This window comes from Idiomarina abyssalis (genome assembly GCF_900116625.1).
GTDB classification, from domain to species: Bacteria; Pseudomonadota; Gammaproteobacteria; order Enterobacterales; family Alteromonadaceae; genus Idiomarina; species Idiomarina abyssalis.
This window is the reverse complement of record NZ_FPBE01000006.1, coordinates 64781-81055: the sequence shown is the minus strand read 5'-3', so window position 1 is coordinate 81055 and position 16275 is coordinate 64781. Positions and strand designations below refer to the sequence as shown.

The window sequence follows — 16275 nt, the reverse complement described above, 5'->3', positions numbered from 1 at the left end:
CCGCGCATCATGCCATATTTTAGCTCATTTAGGTACGCCGATCTGAATCCTCAGAGCCTGCGTATTGATTGACTGACTGGATATTCAAACTTAAGAGACTATGACAACTCATACCGTTCGGTTAATACTCGGCGACCAACTCAATGTCAGGCACTCCTGGTTCCGGCAAAAGGAGCAAGGCATACTTTATGTCATGATGGAGCTAAAACAGGAGACTGACTATGTCGTTCATCATCGACAAAAAGTTTTGGCTTTTTTTAGCGCAATGCGCGCCTTTGCTAATGCATTAGACTCGGCGGGACATCGCGTACACTACATTAAACTGGATGACAGCGACAACCAGCAAAGTCTGACACAAAACCTTGAATATATTATCGCTCAAAACAAGGGAGCGGTCCTGGAATGTCAGCAACCCGACGAGTATCGGCTCGATCACCAACTTAGAAGCTGGGCCGGCGCCAGAAGCATCAAGTTAAACTGGTATGATACTGAGCACTTCCTCACTACGCGTGATTCATTAAAAGAATATTTTCCCGATAGCAAAAACTACTTAATGGAAACCTTTTACAGAAAGGTGCGCCAGCGATACGACATTTTGATGGAGAATGGTCGCCCGGTCGGCGGTCGCTGGAATTACGATAAGGAAAACCAGAAAAAGATTCCTGCCAATCAAGGTGTAGAACCTCCCCTGGTATTTTCTAATGATGTCTCAGATATCGATACTTTGCTGCAAAAGTGCCATATTCAGACAATGGGCAAAGCTTCCCCAAACCAATTAATATGGCCGGTAAACCGTCAACAATCAAAACAGTTACTTGAACATTTTTGTCAGTTTGGGCTGCCTAATTTTGGTCGTTATCAGGACACTATGGCAACAGCAGACACACTTAAGGAAGCTCACTGGAGTTTGTATCACTCCAGGCTCTCGTTCTCTTTAAACACGAAAATGTTACATCCACTAGAAGTTGTAAAAGCAGCTGTTAATACCTGGTCTGAGAATCAAGAAAGTATATCAATCGCTCAGATTGAAGGCTTTTGCCGGCAAATTATCGGCTGGCGTGAATTCGTCCGGGGGATTTACTGGGCGCATATGCCTGACTACAAAAACCTTAACGCCCTGGATCATAATAGACCTTTGCCTCATTTTTACTGGACTGGTGACACCAAAATGAATTGCCTGCATCACTCTATTGAGCAATCCTTAGAATATGCGTATGCACACCATATACAGCGGTTAATGATAACCGGAAACTTTGCTTTGTTGGCGGGTGTGTCACCAGACGCTCTGGATGACTGGTACCTTGGTATTTACATTGATGCTATTGAATGGGTAGAGATGCCTAATACCAGAGGTATGAGTCAGTATGCTGACAACGGTCTGATTGCCACAAAGCCTTATATTGCCAGTGCTAACTATATGCAGAAAATGGGGCACTATTGTAAAGAGTGCTATTATGACCCAAAGAAGAAAACGGGAGATAAAGCCTGCCCTTTTAACAGCCTGTACTGGCATTTTATTGAGCGTCATAAAGAACAGTTTAAAGATAATCACAGAATGCGCATGATGGATCAGGTATGGGGTAAGAAAACCCACAAAGAACAGCAGGCGTTAATGAAACAGGCCGAAGTTTATTTAGATAATATCAATGAGTTATAAAAGGAAAAATAATGAACAAATGGATAATTCCGCTACTTCTAACCGTTCTGCTGAGTGCCTGTAACACGCAGCCAACACCGGTAGCCAATGTTGTAGAAGACTTTGAAGCAAAACGTTACTTAGGAAAATGGTACGAAATTGCCCGTATGCCACATAGCTTTGAAGAAGGTCTGCAAAGCGTTACGGCAGAGTATCGCCTTAACGGTGATGGTAGCTTAGAGGTTACAAATCGCGGTTATCATGTTGAAGACGAAGAGTGGCAGACAGCCATTGGCCTGGCTAAGCCGGTTGAAAACATGGAAGCAGCTTACAAAGTGACTTTTTTCTGGCCATTCTACGGTGGGTACTATGTCAGCTGGCTGGATAACAACTATCAGTTGGCAATAGTAACCAGTGACTCACACGAATACTTTTGGTTATTGTCGCGGACTCCCGATGTTGCTCAGGATGATATTGACTATGCCTTAGCTAAGGCTCATGAGTGGGGATACGATATCGACCAGATGATCATGGTTGATCATCCGGCCGAATTTCAAGACGCTAATTAATTAAAGCGGCGCGCAGCACCCTTACCGGAGTTGCGCTTAGGTCCGCCGCGAGCATCACGGTCACGCGGTGGGCGTGGCGCACGTTTTACTTGCTCATCGCTTAACTCAAGACCCATTGGCTGCTGACGCACACGGGCTTTTTTCAGTACATGCATAATATCTTTAGGCATCCCCTTAGGTAGCTGCACTAATGAATGATTATCAAACAACTGAATTTGACCAATGTACTTGCTGTCCATTGAAGCTTCGTTAGCAATAGCACCAACGATGTCGCCAGGGCGAGCACCATGTTCGCGGCCAACCTGAATTTTGTAAGTTTCAAAATCCACATCTGCTGCACGACTTGTCGCACGCTCTGCACGAGGTTTGCGTTTATCACCACGGTCACTGCGCTCATTGCGACCTGAACGTTCACTGCGCATTTCGCGCACCGGACGGTCTTCTTTCAGGAACAATGGGCGCTGCTCGTTCTGTTGAGCCAGAAGAGCTAATGCAATTTCTTCAGCACTCAATTCAGACTGTTCCAGCCACTGTCCTAACAGCTTTTCAAGTTTAGGCTTATCAGCACTTGCAGTTTCAGGAGCCAAAGACGCTTGTAGCTTTTCTAGTAACTGTTGCTGACGATACTTGCTCAGTTCGTTAGCGTTTGGTACTTCAAAGAACTCAACCGGAGCGTTGGTTAAGCGCTCATAGTGACGCAACAAATGACGTTCTTTTGCACGGAAGAACAAAATCGCTTCACCTGTACGGCCCGCACGACCAGTACGTCCAATACGGTGAACATAAGATTCAGTGTCGCTTGGCAGGTCATAGTTAATCACGTGCGTAATTTCAGGAACATCTAAGCCACGAGCAACAACGTCGGTTCCTACCAGAATTTCGATATGTCCACTACGTAACTGACTGACGGTCTGCTCACGCTGAGCCTGGTTCAAATCACCGCTTAATGGCGCCGCTTTAAAGCCGTTGCGTTGCAATAATTCAGCCACGTCCATTGTATCCTGACGGGTACGTACGAATATCAATGCGCGCTGATACGGAGTCACTTCTAACAACCGAGTCAGAGCAGTCATTTTAGTCATGCCCTGAACTTTCCAGGCTTTCTGCTTAATGGTCGCCTTCTCGCGAGCAATAGCTTCAATCTGAATGTTCAGCGGATCTTTCAGGAAAGTTTTTGCCAGTTTACGAATTGCATTTGGCATAGTTGCTGAGAATAATGCGCGTTGCGCCGTATTCGGTACAGCTTTTAAAATGGTTTCGATGTCTTCAATGAAACCCATATTAAGCATTTCATCAGCTTCATCCAGAACACCAACTTTCAAACCGTCCAGCTGCAGAACGTTTTTATTCAGTAAGTCGATAAGACGACCCGGGGTACCAACAACAATAGCGGTGCCCTGCTTCAGAGCTTTGACCTGCGGTCCAAATGGCGCTCCACCGTATACCGTTGCGACGCCAACACCACGCATTTTTGCAGCAAAGCCTTCAAGCGCTTCAGCAACCTGAATAGCCAGCTCACGAGTTGGTGTTACTACTAATACCTGAGTTTGCTTAACTGATGCGTCTATTTTTGCCAACGCTGGTAGACCAAAAGCGGCAGTTTTACCTGTACCTGTCTGGGCTTCACCCAATACATCCTGACCTTCAAGCAACGCAGGAATAGCCTGCAGCTGTATAGGAGTAGGGGTTAAAAACTGCATTGCGTTTAATTGTTCAAGCACAGCACTAGGTAAGGCCATGTCGTTAAACGACACGCCCGTTTGGGTATTTGACATATTTGTCTCACTTTATTCCCGTTTGCCCATTGGCAAACACAACAAAAAAGGGGTTATGGCCCGGCAACAGGAATCAGTATTCAGTCTCTAAACTGTCTGGACTGGAATCAGGCGCTGCAACCCCACGAATCAAGGGTGACCGCTGCCTCATCAGTTATGCGGTGTTCCTTGAGGAACGGCGGATTATACGTTTTTTTACCAGGAACGCAATGTATTTGAGCTTTTTTTCACCAAACACATCAATTTCTGTCAAAATCATCGAAAAAGTTGAACCATTTCTCTTTATATTGCCTACATTATTAGAGAGTTTTTTCAAATTTGGAGGCACTATGTCAGCACATTCTATGTCATCGTTGACTAAGAAAGATTGCTTTATCGAAGGTCACTGGGTTCCTACAGACAAACGTTTCTCAGTTACCAACCCGGCAACCGGCGACGTGTTAGCCGAAGTTGCTGACGCCGACGAGGATCTAACGCAACGCGCTATCAATGTTGCTGAAACGGCTTTGAAAAGCTGGCGTAAGAAAACCGCTCGCGAGCGTGCAGTTCTTCTGCGTAAATGGTACGAAGCCATGATGGAAAACAAGCAAGCACTGGGCGAATTAATGAGTGCTGAGCAAGGTAAGCCCGTCGCCGAAGCCGTTGGTGAGGTAGAATACGGCGCCAGCTTTGTCGATTGGTTTGCCGGTGAGGCTGAACGCATCGATGGCGATATATTGCCTAATGCTGACAGCAGTAAGCGCGTCATGGTAACTAAAGAGCCAGTGGGTGTCTGTGCGGCCATTACTCCATGGAACTTCCCGAATGCCATGATCACTCGCAAAATAGCACCGGCATTGGCAGCAGGCTGCACTATCGTAGTTAAGCCGCCCCAGCTAACGCCTTTATCCAGTTTAGCCCTGGCACAGCTAGCCAGTGAAGTTGGTATTCCCGATGGTGTCATTAATATCATTCCAACCAGCGACGCAAAAACAGTCGGCAAACGTTTGGCTACCTCTCCTAAGGTTCGCAAGTTGTCATTTACCGGCTCAACCGGGGTTGGCAAAATTTTAATGCAACAATGTTCAGAGCACGTAACCAAACTGTCATTAGAGCTTGGAGGTAATGCCCCTTTCATCGTCTTTGATGACGCCGATATTGAACAAGCAGCTGAGCAGCTCATTGCCTGCAAATTCCGTAACGGCGGGCAAACCTGCGTATCGGCCAATAGAATACTGGTACAAGAATCTGTCGCCGAGAAGTTTACAGATGCTGTTGTCAGCAAGGTAAAAGGTCTGAAAGTGGGGCCGGGAACTGAAGAAGGCGTCGACTTAGGTCCACTTATCGATCAGGATGCAGTTGATAAGGTTCAGCGGCTGGTATTGTCGGCCAAGTCTGATGGTGCAACCATAGAAACCGGCGGTTCAGTAATGACCGAACTCGGCGATTTATTCTACGCTCCGACGGTATTAACTGGCGTCACAGACGACATGGACATAAGTGAAGAAGAGATCTTTGGCCCGGTGGTGGCTATCAATACCTTTGAAAGCGAAGAAGAAGGTATCGAGAAAGCGAATAACACACCTTTTGGTCTGGCGTCTTACTTTGCAGCAAAAGACACAGCTCGTATCTTCCGCGTCAGCGACGCGCTTGAATACGGCATGGTCGGAGTTAACACGGGTGGAATCTCACACGCCTACAATCCGTTTGGCGGCATTAAAGAGTCCGGCGTTGGTCGTGAAGGTTCTAAATATGGTATTGACGAATACCTTGAGTTAAAAACAGTGACTCTTGGCGGACTTGGATGAACCCATTCGAAAGCACACTTAAACAGCTGAAAAGCCATTTCGACAGCGGACTTACCCGTCCGCTGTCATGGCGTTTAAATCAACTAAAACAACTGAAACGCTTCCTGGATGAAAATGAAAAGCCTTTACTGGAAGCATTAAAAAGCGATCTGAACAAACATCCGAGTGAAGCACGCTTAACTGAATTGCAGTTCCTGCAAAACGATATTAAACACACGATAAAAGCCTTACCGAAATGGAGCAAAGCCCGTAAAGTCGGCAACCCATTACTCGCCTGGCCTGCTAAAAGTCAGTTAGTCCCGGAGCCTTTAGGTACCGTATTAATTTTAGGGGCCTGGAACTACCCTTTGCAATTGCTTTTAGCACCTTTAGTGGCGGCTATTGCCGCGGGTAATTGCGCGTTAATAAAACCATCCGAGCATGCATCTGCAACGGCGGATTTACTGTCCCGACAGCTCCCCGACTACCTGGATAACTCCGCCATAAAAATTGTGACCGGAGCGGCAACCGAGTCGCAACAGCTGACAACATTGCCTTTTGACCACATTTTCTATACCGGTGGTGAACATGCCGCTAAATCAATTATGGCAGCCGCAGCTGAAAATTTAACGCCCGTCACACTTGAGCTTGGCGGCAAAAGTCCCGCGGTAGTTTTAGCCGACGCACCTATTCAGGTAGCAGCCCGACGCATTGTCTGGGGTAAATTCCTAAATGCCGGTCAAACCTGTATTGCACCTGACTACGTACTGGTCGAAGACAGCGTAAAAGAACAACTCATTAGCGCTATGCGTCAGGAACTGGTTAACTTTTACGGCGATGACCCGCAGAACAGTGACTGTTACGGCAGAATTATTCATCAGGGACATTGGCAGCGTCTCACGCAAATGCTGGATCAGGAAAACATCGTTATTGGAGGCGACTTTGATAAAGCGGAGCGTTATATCGCACCAACCATAGTCGATGGCGTTAAAGAAAACAGTGCCCTCATGCAGGAAGAAATTTTTGGCCCAATACTTCCTGTTATTACCATTAAATCAGCAGCCGATGCGATTGAGACAATCCATCGCCATCCTAAACCGCTTGCGCTTTATGTCTTTAGCAACACTCAACGGCTACTCTCTTTATTTACCGAGAAAGTTTCTGCCGGAAACGTGTGCTACAACGATACGCTCATGTTTATGCTTAACGACAAACTGCCATTTGGCGGTGTTGGTCGCAGTGGCATGGGTCGCTACCATGGTAAGTTTGGGTTCGACACATTCAGCCATTTAAAGCCCGTTATGAAGCGCAGTTTTCGGTTTGATGTTGCCTTGCGCTACCCGCCTTACAGCAAGTTTAAGGACAAAATCTTATCCTGGTTTAGTCCCTAGGCATTGAAATTCAGCGGGCGCGTCTGCATATCACTAGTAACAGTTTAGTGAAATGAAATATCTACAGGAGCGTGCGCTGCTAATGTCTGAATCCAACATCGTTAACGTTGACTTGCAAAACTTCCAGCAGGTTCTACTGGAAGGTTCAAAAGAAAAACTCATTATTATCGATTTTTGGGCAGACTGGTGCGAGCCCTGCAAACAGCTCATGCCAGTACTGGAAAAGCTGGCCTCGCAATACAGTGAGCAGGTTATCCTCGCCAAAATAAACTGTGATGAACAGCAAGAGCTGGCAATGCAGTTTGGTATTCGAAGCCTGCCTACAGTCGCCTTTTTTAAAGATGGCCAGCCCGTAGACAGTTTTGGCGGAGTCAAAACTGAAGGCGAAATTCGTGAGATACTGGATAAACACCTGCCCAGTCCGTCTGACGACTTGATTCAGCAAGCTCAAACCGCAATGGGCGAAGGCGATGCAAACACAGCTTATACCTTAGCGAAACAAGCTTACGATATCGACAGCAGCAATATGCAGGCATTGAAACTGCTGGCCGAAGCTGCCGTTGATGCTGGCCGCCTCGACCAGGCAAAAGAACTGGTCTCTAAAATTCCAATGGTTGAACAAGATGGCGACTATCAGCGCATAAAAGGCAAACTTGAACTTGCCGAGGATGCCGCCGACTCACCGGAACTGAGAGCTCTGCAGGAGCAGGTCGAAAAGCAACCCGACGATTTATCTCTAAAGCTGCAGCTTGCTCTTAAACTTCATGAAGCGCACCGCGATGAAGAAGCCTTAGAGCTGGTATTCACCGTGTTAGCTAAAGATGTGAACTTTGCTGATGCGAAAAAATACGCGCTCGACATTATCAATTCCTTACCGGATGGTGATCCTCTGGCAGCGACCTATCGTAGGAAGTTATACAGCACTATGTATTAATGGCTGTTCACTAGCAACTTTGGCCGGCTTCCTCAGCCGGCTTTTTTTTATCCTGGCTTTTCGTGATAATAACTCCATGCAGAAAATCTATCATCAGCGTATTCAGTCCGGGTCACTTCAGTCCGATAAACACCAACACAGTGCTGTTAATGCACTGCAACAGCGACTGGACTCACTTGCCCGAGGTAATCAACCACAAAGCCTGTACCTGTTTGGCCCTGTAGGCCGTGGGAAAACGCTTTTAATGGACTTGTTTTACCAATACCTTCCGAAAGACAAAGCCATACGTCTGCACTATCACCACTTTATGGCAAAAATTCATACAGCCCTTAACCAAAGACAAGGCGAAGCCGACCCTATGGAAGCCATTGCAAGTTCCTGGGCGCAGCAATATTCGGTTATCTGTCTTGACGAATTTTTTGTCGAAGACATTGGTGATGCAATGATCCTGGCCAGGTTATGGGAAGCTCTGTTCAATAACGGCGTTACCTTGGTAACCACTTCAAACGCACCGCCCAAAGAACTTTACAAAGGTGGTTTGGCACGTCACCGTTTTGAACCTACCATCGACTTACTGAATAAAGAATGTGAATGTCTGGATTTAGGCTTAGGCATCGACTATCGGCGGCTTAAGAATACAGACCTGCCGTTTTACCTCAAACAGGGGACTCAAAAGCAGTTGCGTTCGGTCGCAGAAAAGCAGTTTGGGGAAACTCTCCGATGCTCCTCTGTTTCGGTTATGAACCGGTCAATTCACTCTTTATGGCGAAACAATAACGTCATTGGCTTTGAGTTTATGGCACTTTGCTCAGGCCCCAGAAGCCAACGCGACTACATGGAGTTAGCCGCTCAATATAGTGCAATTGCGGTGCATGGTGTGCCCACATTTTCTTATCTGCCCGATAAAGACCTGGTACACGGCGTTGAAGAAACTTATCAACGTGAGCATCAAACCAATAGCGTCAGCAAACTGGATAATGAAGCGCGTCGTTTTATCGCTTTGGTTGACGAATGCTACGACAACAAGTGCCTGCTAATACTGACCGCAGAAACCGATATCGATAAGTTGTATCAGGCAAAGCAGCTGGAGTTTCCTTTCAGACGGTGCGTTTCTCGTCTATTTGAAATGCAGCAGTGGGGAAACTCAATGAAAGGAAACACGCTGGTAAAAAGACGCCAATCTGTTCCAGAGAGCTAAATTCCCTGTATTTACCAGCGTGTTAAAACTGAGTTATAAAAAGGTTATATTATTTTTAACAAATTCCAATATTGCAATTGTAATGGATGTTAAAATAAATTTTGTTTTTAAACCTAATTTCCCGCATTCTGCCGCACAATCACTGATTAGCTGCTTGCCGTTAAATTGCCACCTTGCTAGGATTGCTGAAATTTGCTGAACGGCAGCGCTTACAAGGCGTTAAAACAATAACGAGAAAAGAAGGTTCAGAATGAGCGAACAACGCGATCAATTTAGCTCTAAGATTGGATTTATATTAGCGGCAGCAGGTTCTGCTGTCGGCATTGGCAACCTGGTTGGCTTCCCGGTTGCGGCTACCAAGAACGGTGGCGGTGCATTTTTAATTATCTATGCCTTGTTCGTTGCTTTCATCTGTATACCGGTCATGCTTGCCGAAATGGGTCTCGGCCGTCGCGCACAAAAAAGCCCTCTCGGCTCCTATAAGGCCTTATCGCCAAATAATAAAGGGTGGCACATTGCTGGCATACTGGCGGTGATTACGCCATTCATGATTGCCGTTTTCTACATGGTCATTACTGTCTGGATATTTGGTTACCTGTGGCATTCCATCATGGGTAACCTCGATATGCTTGCCAACCCGGAGTATTTTTCTCAATTCGTTAACGACTACGGTTTTGTTGGCTTTCTTGTCGCCGTCACTATCATTATTAACGTTATTTTGATTGGAGGGGTTCGCCAGGGTATCGAAAAAGCGGCCAAATTCCTTATGCCAGCCTTGTTCATTATGCTTATTCTGCTGGTTATCTTTGTTCTTTCGCTAGACAACGCCGTACTCGGACTGGAGTTTTATTTAGTCCCTGACTTTTCAAAAATTGACGGTTCAGTGATAAACGGCGCTTTAGCACAGGCATTCTTCTCGCTTTCTCTGGGCATGGGTATTTTAATTACTTATGGCTCTTACTTTAGCCGTCGCGATGACATTGTTACTTCAGGTAAACTGGTCGCATTAACAGATACCGCCGTAGCCTTTACCGCAGGTTTAATGACACTGCCGGCAATATTTGCCATCAACCCAAATACTGACCCGGACGCATTAAGTGACTCATCGGTTAGCATGATCTTCTCGTTTTTCCCGCAAATCTTCATCGCGCTTGAAGGCGTTGTCGGTTATGTAGGAGCGAGTATTGCGGCGACGGTCTTCTTTCTTCTGACCTTTATTGCAGCCATTACTTCATTGGTTTCAATTCTTGAAGTTCCGACCGCAGCGGTTATTGAGCAAGCCAAGATCAGCCGTAAAAAAGCCCTGCTGTTTATGGGTATTGCCGTTACCGTTTTAACTCTTATTGCCGCCACCTCCTTTGGTTTTGTTCCGGCATTTACCGAGTTTACTTCCTATGCGGACACGCCAAAGTCAGTTTTTGATGTTATTTATGACGTTTTCTACGACACTATTTTGCCGCTGAATGGCCTGCTGATTTGCTTGTTTGTCAGCTTCCACTGGCGCCGCAAAAATCTGGACGCTGAACTTGCCGAAGGCAACCCAGGGTACCCAAATACGCTGCTGGCTAAATACGTGCGTTTATCCATTTGCACCTTTATTCCACTGATATTGGCAGCAGTATTTATTAATACGGTGCTCACGAAGTTCTTCGCAATTTCTATTTTCTAGCATGTCTAAACGCAGCGGTTACAGAAAACTTGAACTGCTGCATGATGCGAGCCTTTGGCAACAACATTGTCAGGCTCGCTCCGGCCTTTCTATCTATTTATCCGACAAGGATAAACGGGCAGATGCTGCGCTCTCACGTTATCGTGACTACCTTGGCCATGAATTTGAACGTGTCTTTATAGATTGCCGCGACAGTTTGCATGCTGACGCCATTGCGGCGCTTTGCGGAACGGTAACCGCCGGCGGGCTCTTATCGATACTGCTACCTGAAAAGCCCAATGCCATGAGTCAGCGCATGGAATATTTTGCTTTGAAGCACTGGAGCAATACTGTCGCTGACCTTTCTCCTGAAACCTCTACTGAATCTTTACCGGCAGGTAACAAGCTTAAACTCACATCGGAACAAAGTGACATTTTGGAGCTCGTTAACGAGACCGTTTCAGGCGCTAAGAGTGAGCCGACAACTCACATCATAACGGCTGAGCGTGGACGGGGTAAAAGTACTTTACTGGGGCAGGCTCTCGCCCATGCAAAGAATAAAAGCTCTGTTATTGTCACCGCCCCACGAAAAGCCAACGCCAAAGTTTTACTGCAACAAGCTCCTCAGGCTAAGTTTGTCGCCTGGGATAAGCTTCTCGAACAACCAGACGCCCCCGACAAGCAGTTAATTATTGATGAAGCCGCCGGTCTGCCGCTTTGGGCAACTGAGAGGCTTTGTCAAAAGTTTACACCGTGGCTGCTTGCCACCACAGTAGCCGGATATGAAGGCTGTGGCCGTGGCTTTGCGGTGCATTTTACAGACTGGGCAAAGAAAAACCTGGCCGGAGTTGCTATTCACCAGCTGACTCAGCCCATGCGCTGGCCCGTCAATGACCCACTAGAACAATGGCTAACAGAAACTTTTTTGTTAGACGAAAAACGCCCCTTGGCTTCCTCAACTGAAGCCATAACAGGCACCTTTATAAAGCACGCGTCTGAACTCGAAGAAAGCCTCTTACAACAATGCTTTCAACTCTTGCTAAATGCTCACTACCAAAGCAGTCCTAACGACTTGAACCTCTTACTAACCGAGCCGCTGCATAAAGTTGCGTATAGCCTTGAGCAAGGCAGAGTTACTGCTGTTGCCTGGTTAATGGCTGAAGGCCCTATTGACGCACCATTAAAGCACGATATTAAACAGGGGCGACGCCGTCCAAAAGGTAACTTACTTCCTCAGGCTATCGGCTATTTCCTGCAACAAGAATGGGCTTTCGATTTATCCTGGTTACGAGTAGCCCGAATAGCAGTACCTGCCGACAAGCGTCGCCGCAAATACGCTTCAGCATTACTCGCTGAAATTTCCACGTGGGCCGGAGATAATCACTTTCAAGTATTAGGAACCAGTTTTGCCTGGTCATCAGAGTTAGATGCGTTTTGGCAAAATAACAATTACGCGCCATGGCGTATAAGCAGTCGTATTGATTCCGTTTCCGCCCGCCCTGCTGCTATTTATGCATACCCGCTTAGCACCAACAATTCGCAACAGTTTCAACGCCTCAGTGCGTGGGGGCAGCAGCAGTTACAGTGGCTGTCTAAAGATATAGCTGCGTTAGCTTCCACCGAAAATCTTAGCGAAATAAGAGCCCTGATTATCGATGCCTATACTCGCCATATAATTCCCTTCGATGCCGCGCATTTTGCCTTAGCACAGTGGCTTTACTGGCAACATCCCGACCACACATTAACATCGTTGATCTGCAAGCCAGATATAACACTGAAACAACTCGGCCAAGTCTGGGGCGGGCTTTCGCAGCGGCAAGCTAACGAAAAACTGTGTAAAGACATACGAGCACTGCGCTAATGTGACTTGTTGTTTTCGTTACAACTTTCTATCATCAACACAGAACTTCACCAGGAATCTCTACCATGACTCGTTATTCGGTTTTTATTGCTTGTTCTACTGTGCTGATACTGAGCGCCTGTAGTTCTTTTGAAAAGGAGAAAGAACAACCTGAAGGCCCTTACCCGGAAACAAAAACCGTTGATCAACAAGATAACTACCACGGGACTCTGGTGGAAGACCCTTATCGTTGGTTAGAACAAAACAACCAAGAAGTTGAGAACTGGGTTAACGAGCAAAACCAGCTATCAACACCAGCGCTTCAGGACTACTCTCAATTTCAGAACATTAAAGACAGAATGACGGAGCTTTGGAACTACGAAAAAGTGAGTACGCCCTTTCGCTATGCTGATCGTTACTTCTATTTCTCCAACGACGGGCTGCAAAACCAAGCCGTTCTCTATACTATGACCGACCTAAGCAGCGCACCGGATGTACTGATTAACCCTAATACATTTAGCGACGACGGTACCGTTTCACTGGCCCGCATTAGTGTTTCACCACAGGCAAAATACGTGGCATACGCACTATCTGACGGGGGCAGTGACTGGACACAGATAAAAGTCCGTAATATTCAATCAGGAAAAGACACCAGCGATCTGATTAAAGGAGTGAAATTTAGTGAGGTGGCATGGCTGCCTAACGAGCGTGGTTTTTATTACAGCCGTTATCCGCAAAAAGAAGACGGAAGCTTTGATGACTCAAAGCCGGTCAGTGTCTATTTCCACAAGCTGGGAACCAAACAAAGTGAAGATGAGCTCATTTTTGCTTTTGATAAAAAACCAAGCTGGAACCCTTATCCAAAAATATCTGACGACGGCCAGTACTTACTCGTTGATGTATTCAAAGGCTATGATGCCAACGCGGTATACGTGCGACCTTTAGCACAGGAAGACGCGCCCTTTAAGAGCTTGTTCACAGCGTGGGACGGGCAATACCAATATGTTACCAGTCACAACGGAAAGCTTTATTTTAAAACCACAAATGGCGCACCAACTGGCCAGGTTATTGCCGTTGACCCTGAGCAACCGGCTCCCGAAAACTGGACAGAAATTATTGCACCTAAAACTCATACCTTAAAAGAGGTCAGCGCCGTAGGTGGACAGCTGTTTGCTCACTACCTGCAGTCGGCTCGCTCGCGGGTGGCTATCTTTGATATCGAGGGAACGATGCTGCAGGAGCTTGCTTTACCGGGTATTGGCTCAATTGACGGTTTTAAGGGCAGCCACAAAGCGCCGGATACATTCTTCACGTTTAAAGGTTTTACCGAGCCGGCCAAAGTGTATCGTTACCAACCAGAACAACAGCGCACAACCCTTTGGTATGAAACCGAGGTGCCAGCGAGTTTAGACCAATATACAACCGAGCAAGTGGTGTATAACAGTGCTGATGGCACCGAAGTGCCTATGTTCCTTGTTCATCATAAAGACCTGGAACTGAATGGTAACAATCCGACGCTGTTATATGGTTACGGCGGTTTCAATATTTCCCTCACTCCCGGCTACGATACAACTCGTGTTGTCTGGCTGGAAATGGGCGGCGTACTGGCCATTCCCAACTTACGAGGTGGCGGTGAGTTCGGCGAAAAATGGCATCAGCAGGGCACTAAAGAAAACAAGCAAAATGTATTTGATGACTTTATTGCCGCGGCCGAATGGCTAATAAATAATAACTACACGAATAAAGACAAACTGGCTATTCAGGGGCGCAGTAACGGTGGCTTACTGGTAGGAGCAACAATGGTTCAGCGACCTGAACTCTTTGCTGCGGCTCTTCCGGCTGTTGGCGTGCTGGATATGCTGAGGTATCAGCTTCCCAGCGCGAATGCCAGAGGCTGGAGTAGTGAGTTTGGTCTAAGCGAAAACGAGGAAGACTTTAAGACATTGTACGAGTACTCCCCTGTTCACAATACAGAGAGTGGTACCTGTTATCCGCCAACCCTTATTACTACGGGTGATCACGACAACCGAGTTGTCCCCTGGCACAGTTATAAATTTGCAGCAGCACTGCAGCGAGACCAAAGCTGCGACAACCCAATATTATTAAACGTAGAAACCCGGGCCGGACACGGTGCCGGCACACCAACCTGGATGCGCATTGAAGAACATGCCGAAAACTGGGCATTTTTACATAAGCATTTAGGTATGGATTCCGAGGCAGCACAAAGCAACGCTTCTGAATGATGATTCCATAAAAATATGCTATCTTTCGCAGCAACTTTATTAGTTAAAAGATTTCTGTGAAGGATAGCATTCATGTCTAAAGTTCTAATTATTGGTGCCGGCGGTGTTGCTGGCGTAGTCGTACAAAAATGTGCGGGCCTGCCGGAAGTATTCTCTGAGATTCACCTGGCCAGCCGTACCCTGTCAAAATGTCAGGCGTTGCAGGAAAAAGCGGGTAAAGACCGCGTTGTTGGTGTGTATCAGGTAGACGCCGATGATTCAGCAGAAGTGGCTGAGCTCATCCGTGGCATTAACCCGTCACTGGTTATTAACGTCGCACTTCCGTATCAGGACTTACCTATCATGGACGCTTGTCTGGAAACCGGCGTGCACTACCTTGATACCGCAAACTACGAACCAAAAGACGAAGCCAAATTTGAATACTCATGGCAGTGGGCTTATCAGGAACGTTTCAAAGAAAAAGGCTTAATGGCGTTATTAGGAGCCGGGTTTGATCCGGGCGTAACCAACGTCTTTACCGCCTATGCCGCTAAGCATTACTTTGATGAAGTCCATTACCTGGACATTGTTGACTGTAACGGTGGTGACCACGGTCAGGCCTTTGCCACCAACTTTAACCCGGAAATTAATATTCGCGAAATTACCCAAAAAGGGAAGTACTGGGAAAACGGCGAGTGGCACGAAACAGATCCTATCAGTGTTCGTAAAGATCTGGACTACCCTAATGTTGGCGTGCGCCCTTCTTACCTGCTGTTCCACGAAGAGTTAGAGTCGCTGGTTAAGCATTTCCCGACCATTAAACGCGCACGCTTCTGGATGACCTTTGGCGATCAATACCTGACTCACCTACGCGTACTTGAAAACGTTGGCATGACCTCTATCCAGCCGGTAGAGTTTGAAGGCAAAAAAATTGTACCGCTGGAGTTTTTAAAAGCCGTGCTACCTAACCCGGGTTCTCTGGCAGAAGGCTACACCGGCAAAACTTGTATTGGTACTTATGTGACAGGAATGAAAGACGGTCAGGAAAAGACCATCTTCATCTACAACAACTGTGACCATGCCGAAACTAACAAAGAAGTGGGCGCTCAGGCGGTATCCTACACTACTGGCGTACCGGCCATGATTGGCGCATCGATGATGTTGCAGGGTCATTGGATGGAGCCCGGTGTCTGGAATATGGAACAGTTTGACCCGGATGAATTCATGGAGCGCCTTAATAAATATGGCCTGCCATGGCAGGTTCAGGAATGCGACAAGCCATTTGAGAAGTAACAG

At 46.8% G+C, this 16275-nt stretch carries 11 protein-coding genes; 10 read left to right on the top strand and 1 reads right to left on the bottom strand.

Annotation, left to right across the window (positions count from 1 at the left end; all coding sequences use genetic code 11):
- The first annotated feature begins 100 nt into the window (after window positions 1–100).
- Together BM359_RS10795 and BM359_RS10790 are read left to right on the top strand one after the other, a co-directional pair.
- On the top strand, window positions 101–1657 hold the full coding sequence (locus tag BM359_RS10795) for a cryptochrome/photolyase family protein (protein WP_054489245.1): 1557 nt from the start codon (window positions 101–103) through the stop codon (window positions 1655–1657).
- A gap of 11 nt (window positions 1658–1668) precedes the next feature.
- Window positions 1669–2205: a lipocalin family protein gene (locus BM359_RS10790; protein ID WP_054489247.1), complete on the top strand. Its 537-nt coding sequence runs from the start codon at window positions 1669–1671 to the stop codon at window positions 2203–2205.
- Here BM359_RS10790 and BM359_RS10785 read toward each other — a convergent pair.
- Complete coding sequence (locus tag BM359_RS10785) at window positions 2202–3980, bottom strand: DEAD/DEAH box helicase (RefSeq protein WP_054489249.1); 1779 nt, start codon at window positions 3978–3980, stop codon at window positions 2202–2204. The genes BM359_RS10790 and BM359_RS10785 overlap by 4 nt on opposite strands.
- Before the next feature lie 344 nt (window positions 3981–4324).
- Here BM359_RS10785 and BM359_RS10780 point away from each other — a divergent pair, with 344 nt between their 5' ends.
- The 8 genes from BM359_RS10780 (at window position 4325) to BM359_RS10745 (ending at window position 16272) form a co-directional block, all read left to right on the top strand.
- Window positions 4325–5767, top strand: coding sequence for an NAD-dependent succinate-semialdehyde dehydrogenase (locus tag BM359_RS10780; protein WP_054489398.1), 1443 nt, complete (start codon window positions 4325–4327; stop codon window positions 5765–5767).
- On the top strand, window positions 5764–7137 hold the full coding sequence (locus BM359_RS10775; protein WP_054489251.1) for an aldehyde dehydrogenase family protein: 1374 nt from the start codon (window positions 5764–5766) through the stop codon (window positions 7135–7137). Before BM359_RS10780 ends, BM359_RS10775 begins: the two co-directional genes overlap by 4 nt.
- Before the next feature lie 82 nt (window positions 7138–7219).
- Window positions 7220–8071: a thioredoxin gene (trxA, locus tag BM359_RS10770; RefSeq protein WP_054489253.1), complete on the top strand. Its 852-nt coding sequence runs from the start codon at window positions 7220–7222 to the stop codon at window positions 8069–8071.
- Between the two features lie 76 nt (window positions 8072–8147).
- Entirely contained in the window at window positions 8148–9269 is a 1122-nt protein-coding gene (gene zapE / locus BM359_RS10765; protein ID WP_054489400.1) for a cell division protein ZapE, read from the top strand.
- Between the two features lie 250 nt (window positions 9270–9519).
- Window positions 9520–10938, top strand: coding sequence for a sodium-dependent transporter (locus BM359_RS10760; protein ID WP_054489255.1), 1419 nt, complete (start codon window positions 9520–9522; stop codon window positions 10936–10938).
- A gap of 1 nt (window position 10939) precedes the next feature.
- Window positions 10940–12778 carry a tRNA(Met) cytidine acetyltransferase TmcA domain-containing protein gene (locus BM359_RS10755; protein WP_054489257.1) on the top strand — a complete coding sequence of 613 codons (1839 nt, stop codon included), beginning with the start codon at window positions 10940–10942 and terminating at the stop codon, window positions 12776–12778.
- A gap of 65 nt (window positions 12779–12843) precedes the next feature.
- The gene (locus BM359_RS10750) at window positions 12844–15000 is read left to right on the top strand and encodes a prolyl oligopeptidase family serine peptidase (RefSeq protein ID WP_054489259.1); all 2157 of its coding nucleotides are present in this window, start codon (window positions 12844–12846) and stop codon (window positions 14998–15000) included.
- A 72-nt stretch (window positions 15001–15072) separates the two neighbouring features.
- Window positions 15073–16272 carry a saccharopine dehydrogenase family protein gene (locus BM359_RS10745; protein ID WP_054489261.1) on the top strand — a complete coding sequence of 400 codons (1200 nt, stop codon included), beginning with the start codon at window positions 15073–15075 and terminating at the stop codon, window positions 16270–16272.
- Window positions 16273–16275 lie beyond the last annotated feature (3 nt).